Raw genomic sequence first — 19,477 nt, 5'->3', positions numbered from 1 at the left:
AAAACTTCCGTTATAAAGAACGGAAGTTAATCAAATTAGTCTTAAAAATTATAAAAAGTTATTTGCGCCGTAAACCTTCAGCATTAGCTGCTTTTATCGCAGCAAATACTGTTTCTGGAGAAATTTCTGCAGGAGAATTATGAATTGATTCACCTTCAGCACAAGCTAAAATTGCCACTTGCATCAAATCATCATCGCTAACATTAGCTAATCCAATTTCTGCTAGCGTAGTTGGCAATCCAACTGACTCACAAAAATGATAAACAGTCTCGATCATTTCTGGATCGCTATCGATTAGCATTAACATAGCAAGCGTACCAAATGCTACTTTTTCACCATGCCAATAATTATGCGTTGCTTCTAATGCTGTAAATCCATTATGAATGGCATGGGCAGCTGAAAGCCCACCACTTTCAAACCCCAATCCTGAAAGAAGTGTATTAGCTTCAATTACATGTTCTAGGGCTGGAGTTACGACTTTTTGTTCACAAGAATTTTTAGCCTGAACACCATAGTTAAGTAATATTTCAAAACAAAATTTTGATAACGCAAATGCAGTCATTGGACCTGGTCTTCCAGTCATATTCCCAGCTTTTGATTGTCTACAATCTTCGGCCTCAAACCATGTTGCTAAAGCATCTCCCATACCGGCAACTAAAAATCTTACAGGAGCATTAGCGATAACTTTTGAATCAACTAATACTACATCAGGATTTCTAGGTAACACAAAATATCTTTTAAATTCACCAGTTGGCGTATAAATTACTGATAAAGCACTACAAGGTGCATCTGTAGAGGCAAGCGTAGGGACCACAACACAAGGGTAGTTAATAGTTGCTGCAACCGCTTTCGCTGTATCAATAACCTTCCCCCCACCTATACCCACAATCGCATCAATATTTTGAGATTTAGCTAACTCAATTATCCTTGCAATCTCTTCATCGCTACATTCTCGATTAAAAATATCGACGATACTTTCAATATTACCTGATAGTGATTTTTCGATAGTTTTAGATAAGTTTTTATGTGCAGATGGACTTTCAAGTAATAATGCTTTTTTTCCAAGCCTTGCTAACTCTTGGCCTAGGCTATTTTCAATTGCATTAAAACCTTGAATGTAACGATTTGGAAAAAGTGCAGTAGTAATCATAATAACAGCTCCTAAAAAATAAAAAATCCTGCATAGATAAATCTTATTATTTTAAGAAATATTTCTATCTATATTATTAGATTAAAACATACGCTTTTATTATTAATATACTACTAAATATTTTAAAAAATGAGGTGTATGCCACATTTTTTATTGTGAAATGTATTATTGAAAAATGAAAAAAGGAAATAGTTACTTCCCATCACCAAATCGTGATGGGAAAAATGGAGATTAAATCTTCTTGAATAAGACTGAACCGTTAGTACCACCAAAGCCAAATGAATTACAAAGAGCATATTCTAAGTTTTTCACTTGACGAGCTGTGTGTGGAACATAATCAAGATCACATCCCTCATCAGGATTATCTAAATTAATTGTTGGAGGAACAGCCTGATCACGTAATGCAAGTACAGTAAAAATAGACTCAACCGCACCAGCTGCACCTAATAAGTGCCCAATCATTGATTTAGTTGAACTTACCATTACTTTGTTGGCATTTTCTTTAAAAATGCTTTTAACTGCTTGAGTCTCAGCTTTGTCACCAGCAGGAGTTGATGTACCATGAGCATTAATATAACCAATATGTTCAGGTGTTATTCCTGCATCACGAATCGCACATTTCATAGCTAATGCCGCTCCGCTTCCATCCGCTGGAGGTGAAGTCATATGATAAGCATCACCACTCATACCAAAACCAACTACTTCAGCATAAATCTTAGCACCACGCTTTTTAGCATGTTCATATTCTTCTAGGAACATGATACCTGCACCGTCACCAAGCACAAAACCATCACGATCTTTATCCCATGGTCGACTTGCAGCTTTTGGGTTGTCATTATTAGTTGACAATGCACGCGCAGCCCCAAAACCACCGATACCAAGAGGAGTACTCGCTTTTTCACCACCACCAGCTAACATCGCATCGGCATCACCATATGCAATCATACGCGCTGCATGACCAATATTATGTACGCCAGAAGAACAAGCGGTAGCAATAGTAATACTTGGACCTTTTAATCCGTAAATAATTGATAAGTGGCCAGCGATCATATTTACTATAGTCGATGGTACAAAGAAAGGACTAATTTTACGTGGTCCACCATTAACTAATGCACTATGATTTTCTTCAATTAATCCTAGTCCACCAATACCTGAACCGATAGCACAACCGATTCGCTCTGCATTTTCTTCCGTAATTTCAATACCCGCATCTTGCATTGCTTGCATACCTGCTGCAATACCGTATTGGATGAAATAATCCATTTTACGAGCATCTTTACGTGAAATATTATAATCTTCGCCATCAAAGTTTTTAACCATCGCTGCGAAGCGCGTTGCAAAAGGGGCTGTATCAAAGTGTTCTATAAGTTCTACACCACTTTGACCTGCTAATAAAGCTTGCCAAGTAGAATCAACTGTATTACCTACTGGAGATATCATGCCCATTCCAGTAACAACAACTCTGCGTTTAGACACATTGTCCTCCAGAAAAGGATTGAAATGAAATTTGAATCATTGAAAATTTTTTATGAGTTTTCAAAATTGAATTGGAATCCACTCTATAAAAATAGAGATATAAATACAAACTAGGCGATCATTTGACCGCCTATTATGAAAACTCTGCTAACCTTATTGATTTGCAGTAATATAATCAATTGCTGATTGTACAGTTGTAATTTTTTCAGCTTCTTCATCAGGAATTTCAGTATCAAATTCTTCTTCTAAAGCCATAACTAATTCAACTGTATCAAGAGAGTCAGCGCCAAGATCTTCAACGAAAGAAGATTCATTTTTAACTTCATCCTCTTTAACACCAAGTTGCTCAACAATAATTTTCTTAACTCGCTCTTCAATAGTGCTCATACTCTTTTTTTTCCTATAAATATCGCCGAAAGTGGCGGTGAATGTAAGTTTATAAAATGTTGAAAAAGATGCCAATCATTTTTCAACCCAATTGCTTATTTTTTGTTCAAAACGTGAAATTATTGACTCATTTTACACTATTCTGATCAATTACACCATATACATGCCGCCATTGACATGTAAAGTTTCACCCGTAATATAAGATGCCTCATCAGAAGCAAGAAACGCGACTGCATTAGCAATTTCAGCGGGTTCACCTAAACGCCCTGCTGGCACTTGTGCTAATGTTAACGCCTTTTGTTCATCAGTCAATGCTTCTGTCATATCAGTTGCAATGAACCCTGGTGCTACCACATTAACCGTAATACCTCGAGATGCAACTTCACGAGCTAATGATTTACTAAACCCAATCAATCCAGCTTTTGCAGCCGCATAGTTAGCTTGGCCTGCATTACCCATAGTACCAACAACAGATCCTATAGTAATAATTCTACCATAACGTTTTTTCATCATAGTACGCATTAATGCTTTTGATAAGCGGAATACAGACGTTAAATTAGTATCTAAAATATCTTGCCACTCATCTTCTTTCATTCTCATTAATAAATTATCACGAGTGATACCTGCATTATTAACGAGAATATCAATATCACCAAATTCCGTTTTAATTGTATTAATAACTGATTCAATAGATCCTTCATCGGTCACATTTAGTGCTAAACCTTTACCTTTAGTGCCTAAATATTCACTTATGGCTTGAGCACCTTTTTCGGTTGTTGCAGTTCCAATAACGGTTGCGCCACAAGCAACTAATTTTTCTGCAATTGCCTTCCCGATCCCACGGCTTGCGCCAGTAACTAAAGCAATCTTTCCTGATAGGTTCATAACTACCCCTTTTACCTTCTATTTAGTATTTTCTATCGCAACATCTAATGATGCTTTATCATTAACAGCATAAGCCGATAATGAATCAACGATTCGTTTAGTTAAACCAGTTAAAACTTTGCCTGGTCCGATTTCAACTAACATTGTTACACCTTGTTTTGCCATATCCTCTACTGTTTCAGTCCAACGAACAGGGCTATATAGCTGAGCGATTAATGCTGTTTTGATTTTGTCTGCTGATGTTTCAACTTTAACATCAACATTATTAATTACTGCAAATTTAGGGGCATTGAATGTGATATTATTTAATGCTACCGCTAATTTATCAGCGGCTGGTTTCATCAAAGCACAATGTGAAGGCACGCTAACTGCCAGTGGTAATGCTCGTTTAGCGCCAGCCTCTTTACACAGAGCACCTGCTCGTTCAACCGCTTCTTTGTTACCCGCAATAACAACTTGACCTGGTGAATTAAAATTAACTGGTGCAACGACTTGACCTTGAGCTGCTTCGTCACAAGCTTTACGGATCGAATCGTTATCTAAACCAATGATAGCAAACATTGCCCCTGTACCACTTGGTACAGCTTCTTGCATTAGTTTTCCACGTAGCTCAACTAATTTAATTGCATCTTTAAAATCAATTACGCCAGCACATACCAATGCTGAGTATTCGCCTAAACTATGGCCTGCCATAAATTCTGGTTGAGCACCATTAATACTTTGCCAAACACGGTAAATAGCAACAGATGAAGCAAGTAATGCTGGTTGAGTTTGCCAAGTTTTATTTAATTCCTCAGCAGGACCATCTTGCACTAAAGCCCATAAATCATAACCTAGCACTTGTGAAGCTTCATCAAAAGTTGACTTCACAATTGGATAGTTTTCAGCAAGATCTTTTAACATACCTACAGCTTGTGAGCCTTGTCCTGGAAATACCATTGCAAATTTGGTCATTTTGAAATCCTTGATTACTTAAAATAAGTTATAAATTAAAATTTAACGAGTGCAGAGCCCCAAACGAAACCACCGCCGAAAGCTTCTAACAATATTAACTGCCCTCGTTTAATACGGCCATCTCGCACACCTGCATCTAAAGCGCAAGGTACCGATGCAGCAGAAGTATTACCTTGTTTATCAAGCGTCACAATAACCTTACTCATATCCATATCAAGACGTTTAGCCGTAGCTGAAATAATTCGTAAATTAGCTTGATGAGGAACTAACCAATCTAAATCTGATTTATTAAATGCATTCTCGGATAATAGCTCATCGACTAAATTTGAAAGTTCTTTGACTGCAATTTTAAATACTTCATTGCCATGCATTGTCATATAAACTGGATCATTAAGTGAACGACGATCGACATATGGATATTTTAACAATTCACCATAACGACCATCAGCATGAAGATGAGAAGCAATAATTCCTGGTTCTTGTGAAGCACCCACTACAACAGCTCCTGCACCATCACCAAAAATAATAATTGTCCCGCGATCACTTGGATCAACACCACGAGTTAACATATCTGAGCCAACCACTAAGGCATATTTAATTGCACCACTCTTCACATATTTATCCGCAATATCAAGCGCATAAATAAATCCTGAACAAGCAGCTGATACATCAAATGCAATTACATCACCCAGATCCAATTTGGCCTGTAATTCAGTAGCTGAACTTGGAAAAGCATTAACCGATGTTGCTGTTGCAACAATAATCAAACCAATCTCTTGTTTATCGATTTTCGCCATTTCAATCGCATTAATCGCCGCTTCATAAGCCATACTAGTAACGGTTTCATCGGGTGCAGCAATGCGTCTTTCTTTAATACCAGTACGGGTAGTTATCCATTCATCACTAGTATCGACCATCTTTTCAAGATCGGCATTGGTTCTTATTTGTTTTGGAAGATAGCTTCCTGTTCCTAATATCTTTGTATACATCTAATTATTCGCTCTTAGGTAGTGCAGAAGAAAGACTATTGGCAATCTTCTCAGGTATATTCGTTTCGATAGCTAAAATAGCTTGCTCAATTGCTGCAAAAAATGATTTTTGATTGGCACTACCGTGACTTTTAATCACAATACTTTGAAGTCCAAGTAAACAGGCACCATTATATCGTCCAGGATCTAAATAACCAAAATTTTTTACTATTTTTCGTTGAAGCCATTTACTCAAAAATTTCATAATTAATGAGTTTTGCCCTAATAGCATTTTAAATGATGACATGAAAATTTTGATTAATCCTTCTACTGTTTTGAGCGTCACATTACCAACAAAACCATCACAAACAAGCACATCAGTTTTACCGGTCAACAGCTCATTGCCTTCTAAATAACCGATATAATTAATTTGATCATTGGCTTTCAAAATAGACGCCGCAGCACGAATTTTATCTAGCCCCTTAATATCTTCTTCACCAATATTAAGCAGAGCAACGCGCGGATTTTTAATATGAAGGACTGATTTTGCTAGTATTTCGCCCATTATGGCAAACTGCACTAGCATATCACTATCGCATTCTGCATTAGCACCTAAATCAAGCACAACAGTATTTTGGTTATTTAACGCAGGAATGGTGGCAACTAATGCCGGGCGATCGATACCAGTTAAAGAATGCAACAACAACTTAGATAGCCCCATCAACGCACCAGTATTACCGGAACTGACACAAGCCTGAGCCTTACTACTTTTCACTAACTCTAATGCAATCCTCATTGAGGAACCTTGGCTATGCCTAATTGCATATGATGGTTTCATATCGTTAGCGATGATCGCAGTAGATTCAGTTAACATCAAACGACCATTTTCTTGATATTGAGTAACCAGCTTTGCATTTTCTTTAGATAAAAAAAAGCCAACTTCCTTTAAATCACCGACAAGAAAGATAGAAAGGTTTGGATAATGGTGTAATGCTTGAATTGCAGCAGGAACAACAATACGAGGACCGAAGTCCCCGCTCATAGCATCTAACGCAATGGTTAGATTATCCAAAATGTCACCTGAAGATTTCTAGTTACTAAATAATTATTTAGAAATCACTTTACGACCGCGATAATAACCATCAGCGGTTACGTGATGACGTAAATGTGTTTTACCTGATTCATCAACTGAGATATTAGCAACAGTTAATGCATCATGAGAACGACGCATACCACGTTTTGCACGAGTTTTACGATTCTGTTGAACAGCCATGGATTTACCCCTTATTCTTTAAACTAACTAAAATTGCAAATGGATTTGGTTTTTCATTCTCCGCTGGAATTTCACCAAATACCATATCTGCCTCTGACACTTCGCAGTGTTTACTATCATGCACCGGCGCAATTGGTAATGAGAGAATAATTTCGTCCTCAATTAACGCTAATATATCTACTTCACCAAACTCGTTAACTAAAACGGGTTCATAATGTTCCGGTAATGCCTCTGCTTGAGCATCGCTCTTAACAGGGCTGAATTTATTCATCACATGGACTTCAGTGATAAAAGGTTTAAAACAACGCTGACAAATCAACTCAAGCGTCATTTTTGCATCAATGGTGATAACGCAAAGTCTTTGTTCATCATAATCAAAAGATAGATGACATTCGATATCACTTTTTGGACTTTCAATCCTCGTTGCACTTTTTGCTGGATAATATCCAACATAATCAAGTCTTTTTTGTGCTGCTTTGATTGGGTCAATTGTTAATGGTAATTTATTTTGCATAAGATATGCATGTCTACCTTAAAAATTATTAAGTGCAGCTAAAAACCACACAAAGCCATAAGGCGCGCATATTACCTTTAAATCACTGTTTCGTCAATGGGTAAGCACAAGATAATTTGTTTTCATTATTAATTATTCCTTTAATATTTATCATTTTTATTTCCTGACATTAGTATTAGAAAAAAAAGTTGAGGAGCGGGGTTTTTAATATCCAAAATCGTTATTTATTTGATCATTGAAATTCTATTCACTTAATAGAAATCGCTTTCTCAATTTCAAATTTAAAGCAAATTAATTATGATAGCCGCCCAAAACTGTCTTTTACTATGGCTTGAAAATCATCGAAATTTCGACTATTTAGTAACCGCTTAGTTGATCTTTCTTTAACAAAATTAACCACTAAATTATAGATTCGCATTGCATCTTCATATTCATCTTTACTGATTGCTAATAAGAAAATGACATGCGCAATCTCATTTTTATTCCATTCAATACCTTGAGGAGCCAAAATAGTTGTTACCACTGTCTTTTTAGCCAACAACCCTACTGAATGGGGAATAGCAATATTTTCACCAATTAAGGTTGATACAATATTCTCTCGCTCCACCACCGATGGATGAAAATCTGATCCAACATATCCTGATTTCTCAAGGCGCTGACAAATTATCTGAAACAGTTCATTTTGTGTCATTGGCCTATCAATAATTAGGAAAAACTTTTCATTAAAAAAGCGCTCAATAATATATGGCATTGTACGATCTACCATAGACAATCGCCCTAATTGTTCAAGTTGATAAGGTGTTGGAAATGGCGCTATTTTTACTATTTGCTTATCTTTTTCGGTCAAGCGAACGGTAGAGACAACAAAATCTTCCTCAATATGAGTTAACTGCTCGTATTCTCGATAAGAAAGCGTTCGTTTAATTAAAATATGAGGGAAATCTCGTTTAATCTTTGATTCAATCATACGCAAGGTGGCATTACCTAATTCACTAACGAGTAAAATTTGCACTAATCTTTCATATCCAGCACTATAGTTACGCTCTAATGCGACGCCTATATGAATTGCTAAATAACTAATTTCATCTTCAGTCATTTTAACATCAGTAAATTTATGAATATTCGCTAATGCTGATAAAGTAATATCATAGGCAAAAGGGTAATATTGCTTAATTTCATGTAGTAATGGATTGGAAGTATGAATTTTATACTTGATCCGAGATAGCATCGATGAAATATGGATTAACATATCTTGGCGAAGTTTCATGTCATCTTTCAAATTATAGTGATAAGAATCATTGATATAAGACAAGATATGTTCAAATAACTCTAGGCTTTTAGCTTGATTAGGTGATTGCATAATAGTGCGCGACATAATCTGCACACATAAATAATTAAATTCAGCATCTGAAAGTGCACTGCCTAAAAAATAAGAAAAGCCTTCAGAGACCTCTCGTGCAGCTCCAATTACTGTAGAATCAATATGATCCACTTGATAGTCCAATAATTCATGACCTTGCGTAATTCTAGTTATCGAGACTGCACAACAATAGAGCAAATACCCTTGCCCTTCCGAAGTTAATTTCAATTCAAAGCGTTCAAACTGGTCTTGTAATAGGCTTTCAAGATACTCTAAATCAATATCAGGCAATATTGCCTGTATTAAACGATTAACATTGATAGTATCGCCCGTTATATGGTGTCGCCATAAAATATCAGTTAAACAAGCTCGGATAGCTGATTCCTCTCCGACTAATCGCATACCAGAATAAGGACGATTATCGAGCGATAAATGGTATTTGTCTAAATACTGCTTAACTTCAATAACATCATTTTGCAATGTATTACGGCTTAAAAACCATTCACCAGCAATATCATCCAATTTTACAGATTTAGATTGTGTTAAAAATGCAATAAGTAAGGCGGAAACACGTTCTTTATTAGTGCGAGGAACCCGTTCAATTTGCTGAACGATGGGTATTGTTGCATAAAGGTTAGAATCAACTATTACAAGGCGATAACCAATATTTTTAATATAATCAACCTGCGCACCATAAGTTTGTAACACATCATTTAAAGCAGAAATATCCGAACGAATAGTTCTTATCGATACTGAAAAACGATTTGCTAGCTCTTTTTGAGGTAGCAATTCATTTTTTATCGTATCAAAAATATAAGCTAATCGTTGATAAGGGAATAGCAATTTAGATGCCATTACTCATCCTGCTAATTTTTGCGTAATAGCTAAAAGTTGTTTAACATCTTCAGTTCTTGTCGCACCAGTTTCTTTATCAATAATTGACGTATAAATATGTGGAATCACTTTTTTTACACCTGCATCTAAAGCAATTTTCAAAATGGCTTCATAATTGTCTAAATCTATTCCCCCTGTAGGTTCTAGATAAAAATCATATTCAGCACAGCATTTAGCTACATATTCATATTCATCTACATGTTTTAAACCACCCATAGGAAAATATTTTATAGAGCTCCCTCCCATATCTTTTAATAACGCAATAGCGGTTTCAACAGGTACGATTGCAGCGGGTGATTTTGAACTTAATGGTCCGGTTGCGATATTAACTAAGCCCACTTTACCTGTTGGTGATACAAGTCCATTGATTACAGTTTCTTTTTGCCCTAACAAAGCGCGACTTGTTCCTACTCCAGTAAAAACTTGATTGACATGTTGAGGCTGAAGAACGGCTGATATTTCAGACACCATGTTAGATTGATTTGGATCACCCGCGCCAAGGCCAACTGAAATTGCATTATCAATGGCTAAAGCATATTTTTTCATATCAGTGATTGCTTGATCATTATCTGGATAGTTTTTTGATAAGACGCCAACAACAACATAAGTTTGAGCGGCTTCATAAATAGCACGCGCATTATCAATTGAATTGGCTAGTACATTCAAACAGACACGGTCATTAAAATAATTTGGTGTTAATTGCATTATTTTACTCCTTGGATAATTTTTTTAATTTTGTTATAGATAATATCAAGCTGTTCGGCAGTGACACTGCGAACATCTGCATCTACTTTGCCTTCATTGGCCTTATATTCCCTAAAATAGACTGCAACTTCACCTTGCTTCATCAGCTCAATCATTTCAATTGCGGTTTTACCAATAACTTTTGAATCAAATGATATTTCGGCTCGAGCAATATCGCGCCCTGCACCATCCCAAACAACTTTTGCTGATATGCCATCAATTGAATTTAATTTTTCAATAAATGGTGTCATTTTAGAAACCATTTCTTGTCCAGTTTCTTGTTTTGGATCATTAATATATAATTCAATAGCCTTTGTTAAACCTAAAATACCTTCTTTCCCCACTTTCATTGGTCTTCCAATACCTTGAGACTGAAGTTTAAGCCACTCAATTGCTTGATGACGACCAATGACTAATCCACTAGTCGGCCCTTCAATTGCTTTTGCACCACTATAGATAACTAAATCCGCACCTTGTTGATAATAGGCTTGCAAATCCTCTTCTGCAGCAGCATCAACAATTAATGGAATATTATATTTTTTGGCAATCGTGGCGGTTTGAGCTACGGATAACATACTTTTTTGCACGCAATGGTGTGATTTAACATATAAAATAGCTGTAGTATCAGGATTAATTAGTGATTCAATATGCTCTGGTTTACACTCATTCGCATACCCCGCCTCAACGACAATCCCACCACCCAAAGACACCATCGTACCGATAGGAGCACCAAAATTAACGTTATGTCCTTTGGGAACGATAATTTCACGAGGTACATATTTATCTGAACTATGGAGATTAAATAGCAGATCACGATCATCTTTAACAATTAAACCCGCGACAGCTTGCGCAATTCCAGCAGAAGCACAGGACACAACTACAGCATTTTCTACATTAAGTAATTTAGCAATGTATTGACCTGTTTTATCAACAAGATCTTTTATTTCAAAATATTCATTCAAACCATGAGATACGGTATCAACCACTTCTGCTCTAGGGGTTGATACACCTAAAATAGTCATTCGCCCGGAAGCATTAATCACTTTTTTCAAATGGTATTTACTGTATATTTCTTTTTCAGTTTGAGATTCTGAGCTCATTTTCACTACCTTCTTGTATTATTTCAATAATATTATTAACGATAGAAGCCAAAGGAACAAACTGCTCATGACATTCACGCACATCACCTTCTGAATCAGTAAACAAAACAGTCTGCTTTCTTACATCAAAAATAGTCAAATCAGCATCATAGCCAATTGCTATTTCTCCTTTGTTTTTTAAATGCAATATTTGTGCCGCATTTTTCGTCACACTATCTATAATTCTAGTTTTGCTATAACCTAAACAAATAAATTTACTCATGACATTAGCCAAGCTAAATACTGGGCCTTGTAAGCGATTTTTAGAATAAATATCAGAACTGATAGTGTTAGGATAAACATCTAAACATTTAGCGCGCTCGGCAACAGCAAAACTAAAACTTTCACCGCCATGACCAATATCTAAAATGACGCCACGCTCAATAGCGCGTTTAATTGAATCTCGCAGATTATTTTGTTTATCGAATATTTGATTTGGTTTACCATTAAAACAGTGAGTAATAATGTCGCCTTTAGTTAATAAATCTGCAATTTCATCAAGTTCAGGAGGATTATTACCAACATGAATCATCAGTGGTAAACCAGTCTTTTTCTGCATCTCTTTCGCTTTGATTAATGGTAAAATACCATTGTCACCAACAACGCTACGGCTCATCCTAACTTTTATTCCAATAATAAAATGAGGATATTTAGCGAGTGATTTGTCAAATAACGCAACATCAACATCTTGCATATCAGCAAGCTCATTTTGCCTTATTAAGCCAATTTTTGAGATATTTAAAAAAGAATAAACATGAGTCTTAGCTTGCATAGCTAAATCATAAAACTCATCAATATCTAGGGCACCAACACTGCCGGCGTCAACAACTGTCGTCACCCCAGCCTTAACACCAATTAGATCGGGTTCATCATGATATATAGGTGAGCGCGCAAAGCAGTGAGTGTGAGAATCGATCCAACCAGCACTGATATAGTGTTGACTTTTTAGATCCAACACCTGTTCAGATGGGGCTGTTATATCCTTGCCAATTTCAACAATTTTGCCATGGTTAATAGCGATATCAGTTACTGAATCATTAATAAGTTTGGCATTTTTTATAATTAAGTCATACATAATTTAATCCAACCCCTCCACCATGTTATAAATAGAGGGGAACATGACGTTATATAATTGGGAAGATACCACCAAAGATCATGGCACCCAAGATTGCACCACCCGTAATAGGCTTTTTCCACACATAAAATAGTAGTGCACCAAGCAGTGAACCTATACCGATTGGAATAGAAGCAACCATAGCTGATAAAATAATCATTGGACCAAGAAATCTACCTGAAGCATTCCCCGCGCCCATCATGACATCAGCCCCAAAGGTTGAGCCACCGCCACTGTTAACGGTAAATTTACGTATCAGGATGATAATTAAGCCTATTGCTAAACCGAGAATTAAACCTGTTACTAATGCCACAAAAAAATTCTCAATTGGCAATGTATAGCCACCAGCTAATAACAGCGCAGGTACCCCTAAACCAATACCGGTTTGTAGTGCACCGCCGATATCAAGGATACCAACTAGCGATCCTTCAATAACACGTGCAAATAAAAAGCTCGCCCCAAAAGCTGCTACAGCGCCATAGTCGCCCGTTGTCATTCCTGATTTAAGCATTGCAACAAAGGCAATTTCATTAAAAGCGCCAATACCATATACATAGAAAGTATGCGTCCCAGCAAAAATACCAGCAGAGAGTAATCCACAAAGAATAGGGAAAGACCAATCTGCATACCAAAAACTTTTATTAATGGTTGTTTGAGTATTCATAATGTGTTGTTCCCTATATTATTTAAACCAATAAGACAAACCATCTCGAAATGAATTTATCATCTTCATATCAAAACCACGGAAATATCCGCTCATGACAAATAAGATGATTACTGCAACAAGCATGATTTTCATTACTCGATTCCAACCACTGTCATCTACACCTTTGCCAATCAAGATTCCCAGAACTAATCCTGGCACTGCATTACCCATAATTAATTGGGCAAGGCCACCAAACAATGTGCCCCAAAAACCACTTCTTCGACCAGCATCTAAGGCAGCTAACCAGAAAATAACTGGCATCACTGTAGCCACAAGCAAATTCGCAGCTGGAACTAGGACTTTTGTTGCCGTAATTTTTAATGAATCAGGAATAACTGATGTCGTTGTATTTAAAAATAACACAACAATCACACCGATAAATGCGCAAGCAAACGCCATTTTCTTAGGATCATGTAGCGTTTGAGCTAAATTTCGGTTCTTTATCATCAATAATGCAGCTCCCCAGTTCGGGATAATACGATGATCAACATCTTGCGTGAATGAACCCGCAGCAACTGATGAAGCCCATGCATTAAAAAAGAATCCTAAACCAAATGAAAAGTGAGCAGCTGGATCACCCTCACATGAATTGAGCTCACCTAGGGTACGAAATGCCCCCATACCTTGATAGGTTGGAGCATGAAACATTCGAGCGGCACCCGCTCCTACTCCAAATCCACACAGTCCACCAATTACAATAGACTTTAACGCTATAATTAGAATTTCCATGACTTTCCTTTTACGTTATTTAGAGATAAATTTAATATCGCTTAGATCGATAAACGTAACATTTACTGATACATCAAGAGTGATGTCATAAAATGCTTTTTTTCTAGGTAAAAAGATAAATAAAAAACGTTCTGTAGTTATCTTTTCTGTAGCAGAAACAACACTAATATCTAGGGGTTCAATTCGTAACATTACATTATTCGTATTTTTAAGCACCTGTTTCTGCACTTGACTTAAGGCTATGGCAAATGCACGCTGCTTTGAATCCCCTTGCCCGGTTACTCTTACTTGTATCTGCTCAGTTTTTTTCATATTTCAAACCTATTTAAGAACGAGGGTATTTTTTTAAAAATGCTTGGGCGATACGCTGACCAAGCTCTACCGTATCCATAAAACCAAAACCAAGCACTTTACAACCATCATTAATCGCAGTTTCACCTTCTTCAATCGAACGCATACCATGTCGTTGTGAATAACCATACTTATTTTGGGCTGTTATCGCACCCGCGCCACCACTTCCACAAAACGAAAGCCCTAAATCCGCATTTTCTTGATTCATCACATCACCTAATTTCATATCGGCGGCCATACCTGGTATAACAATTGCGCGACATCCATCAATAGAATTGATTCCTTCTGCAATTTTTTGTCCTTTTCCCATTCTATCGCCGATTACGATGACTACTTCAGCCATAATTGTTCTCCTATTAATTATCGTTTTTTATATCTAGTAACTTGTTTAGTTGGCCATGGCCACCTCATAATGAACAGCCAATAAATAAACCTCTTCCATTGGAAGATTATTGAATAGTTCTACTGTTTTACGCGAAAGAGCTAAAGCTTGCTCTGATAATTCATCAAATATAGTGGGATCGACTTCGGGGAGTTTTTCTAAAGTTTTTGCTCTTTCTACCATCGCTTTAACATGTGATAACAGCATCGCTTTTTGCACATCATTTTGAGTGATTTGATGCTCAGCTAACCAATGATTAATGATTTTTATCGTTTGCTCAGTAACAACTTCGGGATCTAAATCATCTTCGACCATTCGGAATTGTGGCATAGTCATTATTATTCTCTTGTTTATTTATAAGATGACTTAGCCTAAATGAAATAACAATCAATGTGGAGAGAGACTTTTTCCTATTGCAAAAGGAAATTTATTGTCATGATGAGTGAGCTCTGTAACTAACAAGGATTGTCGTGTTGGACAAGTAATTGAGTAAATTGATTTTAAACTTAATCATTAAAAACGATTAAAAACGTCATTAACACCCTAAATTAATATTAAAAAACCCCGTTCCTCAACTTTTTTTATGGTGACCTGGGTTTTTATGTTAAAGCTGAATTTTGTGGAGAAGATATATAACCAAGATCGTTTTATTAAAAATTACCAGCTACCGGAGGCACCACCTCCACCGCTAGAACCTCCACCGCCGCCGCTAAAGTCGCCGCTATCGCTAAAACCACCGCTAGAATCACCAAAATCGTCACTTCCTCCGTGACTATTTCCTCCTCCGCCAGCTCCAGGAGTTAAAAAGTTGCTAACCAGAAGGCTGAAAAAAAATACGACAAACATTATAACAAACAGAAAAAATGCTATCTCAAGTATATATTCCACATGCCAAAGAGTGTATCCAGCAACAGATAATGCGTTAAATAAACCAGTACGAAAACATTGTTTGGTTTTATCTTTACGATACAATAATTTGGCAAGTATAAAACAAATAACGAATGACACCAGCGCATAATAAGCGAAGTTTTCTGTAAATAACTGTTCAATCCTAAGGCCTTGTTCATTATCTTCACAATTCGGGGCAGGATTATCGATTTTTTGTTTCAGCACAGATAAGGCATTATCAATACCCTGATAATAGTTATTTTGTCGAAATTGTGGTGCTAATTGCTCACGAATGATTTTACTGGCCACTAAGTCGGTAATAGTTCCTTCAAGCCCATAGCCAACCTCAATTCGCATGAGTTTATCGTCTTTTACAATAAGCAATAAAATACCATTGTCTTGTCCTTTTCGACCGATTTTCCATTGAATAAAGACTCTATCTGCGTATTGTTCTACCGTTTCATCATCCAGTTTGGGAATCATTAAAACTGCTATCTGGGCACCATCTGTTCGAGGCTTTTCAAAGCCAATTAGGCTTGATTCTAATGACTCTTTTTGAGAATCGGTTAAAGTATGAGTCGTGTCGATAACACGATGTGCAAATTCCGGGATGTCAGTTAGCCCATAACAAAACCAACTGAATATTAACAATAAACTACTTAGAAAATATCTTTTCATTGTATTTTTTGCCTTATGATTAACAACGCTAAATAAAATTTTACTTTTTACAACAAACATTTAATTGCGATCCATTTAATAAAGCGTTTAGACAAGATATCATTGGTTAACTAGAACTAGTATATAGCCGAATCATAATCTTACTATTAAAACTTAATGAGTATTATCTTTGTTCATCTCATTACCAACGACCAGATGCACCGCCACCACCACTGCGGCCGCCGCCTCCGCCGGATCGGGAACTACTACTCGAATGGCTATATGAAGATCGGCTACTACTGCCACTCCCGCTACGACTTCTTCTAGTGCCGTTTTTAAAACTGATAGCGATGAATAACAAGTTAGCAACTACATAATTTATACCAAAAATAAAAACGACATCGATTAGATATAAGTAACCAAAACCATGAACACACCAAGTTACAATTAGGATAAATAAACTATTTGATAGTGATGTGATGATAATGCGTTTAAATACATTTTTTTCGAATTTAACCGTGAAGGCTAAACAAACAAAAAAGGAAAACACTTTCCAGCTTTGTTGAATAATCCAGTTAAACAACATATCTAACATTTCACTTAACCCAATTCTATGATTATTCTGGGTTTGTTTATCTGGATGAATTTCATTACCTATTGTGACATCTTTTAATACCGAAATTGCATCATTAATACCTTGATAATAATTATTTTGCTTAAATTGTGGGGCTAACTGTTCCCGAATGATGTGGCTAGCAACTAAATCAGTTACAATGCCTTCAAGCCCATACCCCACTTCAATACGCATCTGTCGGTCGTCTTTTACTACTAACAATAAAATACCATTATCCAGCCCTTTTCTTCCAATTTTCCATTGGTTAAAAACTCTCTGCGCGTACTGCTCTATGGTTTCGTTGTCGAGTTTTGCGATCATCAAAACCGCTATTTGCGCCCCATCAGTTTTCGAGTGTTCAAATTGAATTAGGCATGATTCTAAAGACTTGACTTGCGATGCACTTAAAGTATTGGTTGTATCGATAATATGGTTATTAAAAGCAGGAATTTCAGTCAAACCATAACTAAACCAACTAAGCATTAACAACATACTAAAGAAAACATATTTTTTCATTATATTTTGACCAAAATGACCTGCAATAGAATAATATTATTACTTTTAAAAAACGCATATCAAAAGCTAATTGACTCTATTTTAGGTTTAAGTAGTATAAGACATCAATAGGTAGAAATGACTATTATATAGCCAGATAACAATTTTGCTATTAACAGTTGCTTTTTTTATCGTGTTTTGCTGCCATAGAAATTTGGCACTATTTGTCTTATATTGGGGTAACTCAATAGAGCTTTATTGTACAATATTTCTATGTGATCGAGTTAAGGTATGGTCATAACTCGATCTTAAAGGAAGAGAATTTCAGTTGTTCGATACCAACTGTTGATTAACAGAAAACTTAACGCTCAATATTTTTTGACAATTATATTTATTGAAAGTTAACTGCGGGCGCATTTGAAATTTCTTTTTCATTATCAACCGTAAATTGCTGTTTAGGTTCTACACCTATAAAGCCAGCAATCCACTTATTTGGTATTTTTCGGATATAAATATTAAACGATTGAACTGCTTGTATATATCGTCCTCGGGCAACTGCGATGCGATTTTCAGTGCCTTCTAACTGGCTCATAAGATCCTGAAAAAGTGAACTGGCTTTAAGATCCGGATAGTTTTCACTGACAGCAATTAAGTGACTTAAGGCAGTACTTAATTCTGATTGCGCTTGTTGGAATTTAGCAAATAAAGCCGGATCGGTTAGCTGATCAGCATTAATTTGAATTGAGCCAACTTTACTTCTTGCTTCGGTCACTTGAGTTAATACTTCTTTTTCGTGTGTAGTATAACCTTTAACCGTATTAACTAAACTTGGAGTTAAATCAGCCCGACGCTTATATTGATTGACAACTTCTGACCATGCAGCTGCTACACCTTCGTCACGGGTTTGGATATCATTGTATCGACTAAAACAAAAAAATGCTCCAACAATAATTAATACCAAAACACATAATAGAAATTTTGATTTCATTGTATATTCCTATAAATAGTTGAATTTATGGATAGCTTAACAAATGAATACATCAAAAAATAGAATTAAAATAAGCTATCTGCGATTTTTAAACACTTATTTATACCTCAAGTTTAAATCTCACTAACAAATTTATACCGATATTTCGATAAAAAGAACAAGCTCTGAAAAAAACAAGGAATGTAAGTTATCAATCTGTGGACTCACTTATATTGAATTGGCTATATTGCAAATTAATGTCGGCTTAATCCACACCGTTTAAGATAATTTACTCAATATTATTATAGCCATTTTTATAATGCATGCTATGTATAATCCTAATTTACGCATAAAAAATATACCGCTTATTTTTATTCTTGATCATAAAACTTTTATTAATGATGATTTAGGTAGATTTTACCAATTTATAATAAGCGGTTTATTATTTGATAATTATTTATAATACACTTTCAAAGCATTCTAACTGTGCTGGCTCATAGTAAATATCGTTATTATTTGGTCTATTTCCGGTATTACGATGAGTATGTTTGAATTGTTCTGAGTTTACCCAAGCGTCGAAATCGGCTTTTGATTCCCACTCAGCAAATGATGAAAATAACGTATAATTTTCCTCGGTTTTCCCCTTCAAAAAATAAAAACGATTAAAGCCTTTCATTTCTTTTAAATGGGTATCTCGATTACGCCATATTTCAATAAAAGCCTCTTCACTACCTCGTTTTACTTTAAATCGGTTCATGACAATATACATATCAAAACTCCTTTTTTTAAATACACATAAAAAAATAGCACGTGCTTACACGTGCTATTTTA

22 protein-coding genes are annotated in these 19,477 nt (G+C 36.0%); all 22 read right to left on the bottom strand.

All coding sequences use genetic code 11. From position 1 onward, the window contains the following. Nucleotides 1–58: 58 nt before the first annotated feature. Nucleotides 59–1,150, bottom strand: coding sequence for a glycerol dehydrogenase (locus J3T98_RS10470; protein WP_267358005.1), 1,092 nt, complete (start codon nucleotides 1,148–1,150; stop codon nucleotides 59–61). Between the two features lie 231 nt (nucleotides 1,151–1,381). Further along, complete coding sequence (fabF, locus tag J3T98_RS10465; protein ID WP_065561839.1) at nucleotides 1,382–2,626, bottom strand: beta-ketoacyl-ACP synthase II; 1,245 nt, start codon at nucleotides 2,624–2,626, stop codon at nucleotides 1,382–1,384. A gap of 153 nt (nucleotides 2,627–2,779) precedes the next feature. Continuing rightward, a complete protein-coding gene (gene acpP, locus J3T98_RS10460) occupies nucleotides 2,780–3,013 on the bottom strand; it encodes an acyl carrier protein (RefSeq protein ID WP_025316503.1) in 234 nt (77 codons plus the stop codon). A 150-nt stretch (nucleotides 3,014–3,163) separates the two neighbouring features. Further along, nucleotides 3,164–3,898, bottom strand: coding sequence for a 3-oxoacyl-ACP reductase FabG (gene fabG / locus J3T98_RS10455; protein WP_065561837.1), 735 nt, complete (start codon nucleotides 3,896–3,898; stop codon nucleotides 3,164–3,166). Between the two features lie 18 nt (nucleotides 3,899–3,916). Beyond that, a complete protein-coding gene (gene fabD / locus J3T98_RS10450; RefSeq protein ID WP_065735198.1) occupies nucleotides 3,917–4,852 on the bottom strand; it encodes an ACP S-malonyltransferase in 936 nt (311 codons plus the stop codon). Nucleotides 4,853–4,887: 35 nt separating this feature from the next. Beyond that, nucleotides 4,888–5,841 (bottom strand): beta-ketoacyl-ACP synthase III, encoded by a 954-nt coding sequence (locus tag J3T98_RS10445; protein WP_065561835.1) that lies wholly within the window; start codon nucleotides 5,839–5,841, stop codon nucleotides 4,888–4,890. A gap of 4 nt (nucleotides 5,842–5,845) precedes the next feature. Further along, on the bottom strand, nucleotides 5,846–6,892 hold the full coding sequence (gene plsX, locus J3T98_RS10440) for a phosphate acyltransferase PlsX (protein ID WP_081303428.1): 1,047 nt from the start codon (nucleotides 6,890–6,892) through the stop codon (nucleotides 5,846–5,848). 33 nt (nucleotides 6,893–6,925) lie between these two features. Beyond that, entirely contained in the window at nucleotides 6,926–7,093 is a 168-nt protein-coding gene (rpmF, locus tag J3T98_RS10435; protein WP_025316508.1) for a 50S ribosomal protein L32, read from the bottom strand. Nucleotides 7,094–7,097: 4 nt separating this feature from the next. Continuing rightward, on the bottom strand, nucleotides 7,098–7,607 hold the full coding sequence (gene yceD / locus J3T98_RS10430) for a 23S rRNA accumulation protein YceD (RefSeq protein ID WP_065561834.1): 510 nt from the start codon (nucleotides 7,605–7,607) through the stop codon (nucleotides 7,098–7,100). Between the two features lie 295 nt (nucleotides 7,608–7,902). Then, a complete protein-coding gene (locus tag J3T98_RS10425) occupies nucleotides 7,903–9,822 on the bottom strand; it encodes a BglG family transcription antiterminator (protein WP_267362807.1) in 1,920 nt (639 codons plus the stop codon). A 3-nt stretch (nucleotides 9,823–9,825) separates the two neighbouring features. Further along, nucleotides 9,826–10,566, bottom strand: a complete 741-nt coding sequence (gene dagF / locus J3T98_RS10420) for a 2-dehydro-3-deoxy-phosphogluconate aldolase (RefSeq protein WP_267337638.1) — start codon at nucleotides 10,564–10,566, stop codon at nucleotides 9,826–9,828. Then, complete coding sequence (locus J3T98_RS10415) at nucleotides 10,566–11,705, bottom strand: DgaE family pyridoxal phosphate-dependent ammonia lyase (protein WP_267362804.1); 1,140 nt, start codon at nucleotides 11,703–11,705, stop codon at nucleotides 10,566–10,568. Before J3T98_RS10415 ends, dagF begins: the two co-directional genes overlap by 1 nt. After that, nucleotides 11,683–12,819: an amidohydrolase/deacetylase family metallohydrolase gene (locus J3T98_RS10410; protein ID WP_267362802.1), complete on the bottom strand. Its 1,137-nt coding sequence runs from the start codon at nucleotides 12,817–12,819 to the stop codon at nucleotides 11,683–11,685. Before J3T98_RS10410 ends, J3T98_RS10415 begins: the two co-directional genes overlap by 23 nt. Before the next feature lie 49 nt (nucleotides 12,820–12,868). Next, a complete protein-coding gene (locus J3T98_RS10405; protein ID WP_065561829.1) occupies nucleotides 12,869–13,522 on the bottom strand; it encodes a DUF4310 family protein in 654 nt (217 codons plus the stop codon). 18 nt (nucleotides 13,523–13,540) lie between these two features. Then, entirely contained in the window at nucleotides 13,541–14,293 is a 753-nt protein-coding gene (locus J3T98_RS10400) for a DUF4311 domain-containing protein (RefSeq protein ID WP_065735203.1), read from the bottom strand. Nucleotides 14,294–14,308: 15 nt separating this feature from the next. Further along, nucleotides 14,309–14,605 carry a DUF4312 family protein gene (locus tag J3T98_RS10395; RefSeq protein ID WP_065561827.1) on the bottom strand — a complete coding sequence of 99 codons (297 nt, stop codon included), beginning with the start codon at nucleotides 14,603–14,605 and terminating at the stop codon, nucleotides 14,309–14,311. A gap of 13 nt (nucleotides 14,606–14,618) precedes the next feature. Then, the gene (locus tag J3T98_RS10390; RefSeq protein ID WP_065561826.1) at nucleotides 14,619–14,987 is read right to left on the bottom strand and encodes an SFCGS family glycine-rich protein; all 369 of its coding nucleotides are present in this window, start codon (nucleotides 14,985–14,987) and stop codon (nucleotides 14,619–14,621) included. Nucleotides 14,988–15,032: 45 nt separating this feature from the next. Beyond that, the gene (locus tag J3T98_RS10385; protein WP_065561825.1) at nucleotides 15,033–15,362 is read right to left on the bottom strand and encodes a PRD domain-containing protein; all 330 of its coding nucleotides are present in this window, start codon (nucleotides 15,360–15,362) and stop codon (nucleotides 15,033–15,035) included. 321 nt (nucleotides 15,363–15,683) lie between these two features. Further along, complete coding sequence (locus J3T98_RS10380; RefSeq protein WP_267362800.1) at nucleotides 15,684–16,652, bottom strand: TPM domain-containing protein; 969 nt, start codon at nucleotides 16,650–16,652, stop codon at nucleotides 15,684–15,686. A gap of 121 nt (nucleotides 16,653–16,773) precedes the next feature. Continuing rightward, nucleotides 16,774–17,700, bottom strand: a complete 927-nt coding sequence (locus tag J3T98_RS10375) for a TPM domain-containing protein (RefSeq protein ID WP_267358020.1) — start codon at nucleotides 17,698–17,700, stop codon at nucleotides 16,774–16,776. 370 nt (nucleotides 17,701–18,070) lie between these two features. Next, a complete protein-coding gene (locus tag J3T98_RS10370) occupies nucleotides 18,071–18,667 on the bottom strand; it encodes a LemA family protein (protein ID WP_065561819.1) in 597 nt (198 codons plus the stop codon). Nucleotides 18,668–19,103: 436 nt separating this feature from the next. Then, the gene (locus J3T98_RS10365) at nucleotides 19,104–19,415 is read right to left on the bottom strand and encodes an antibiotic biosynthesis monooxygenase family protein (protein ID WP_065735208.1); all 312 of its coding nucleotides are present in this window, start codon (nucleotides 19,413–19,415) and stop codon (nucleotides 19,104–19,106) included. Nucleotides 19,416–19,477 lie beyond the last annotated feature (62 nt).

Origin of the sequence: Gilliamella sp. B2772 (genome assembly GCF_026536985.1) — a bacterium.
In the GTDB taxonomy this organism is placed as follows: domain Bacteria; phylum Pseudomonadota; class Gammaproteobacteria; order Enterobacterales; family Orbaceae; genus Gilliamella; species Gilliamella apicola_E.
The sequence above is the reverse complement of the archived record's forward strand: the minus strand, read 5'-3'. Positions and strand labels throughout refer to the sequence as shown.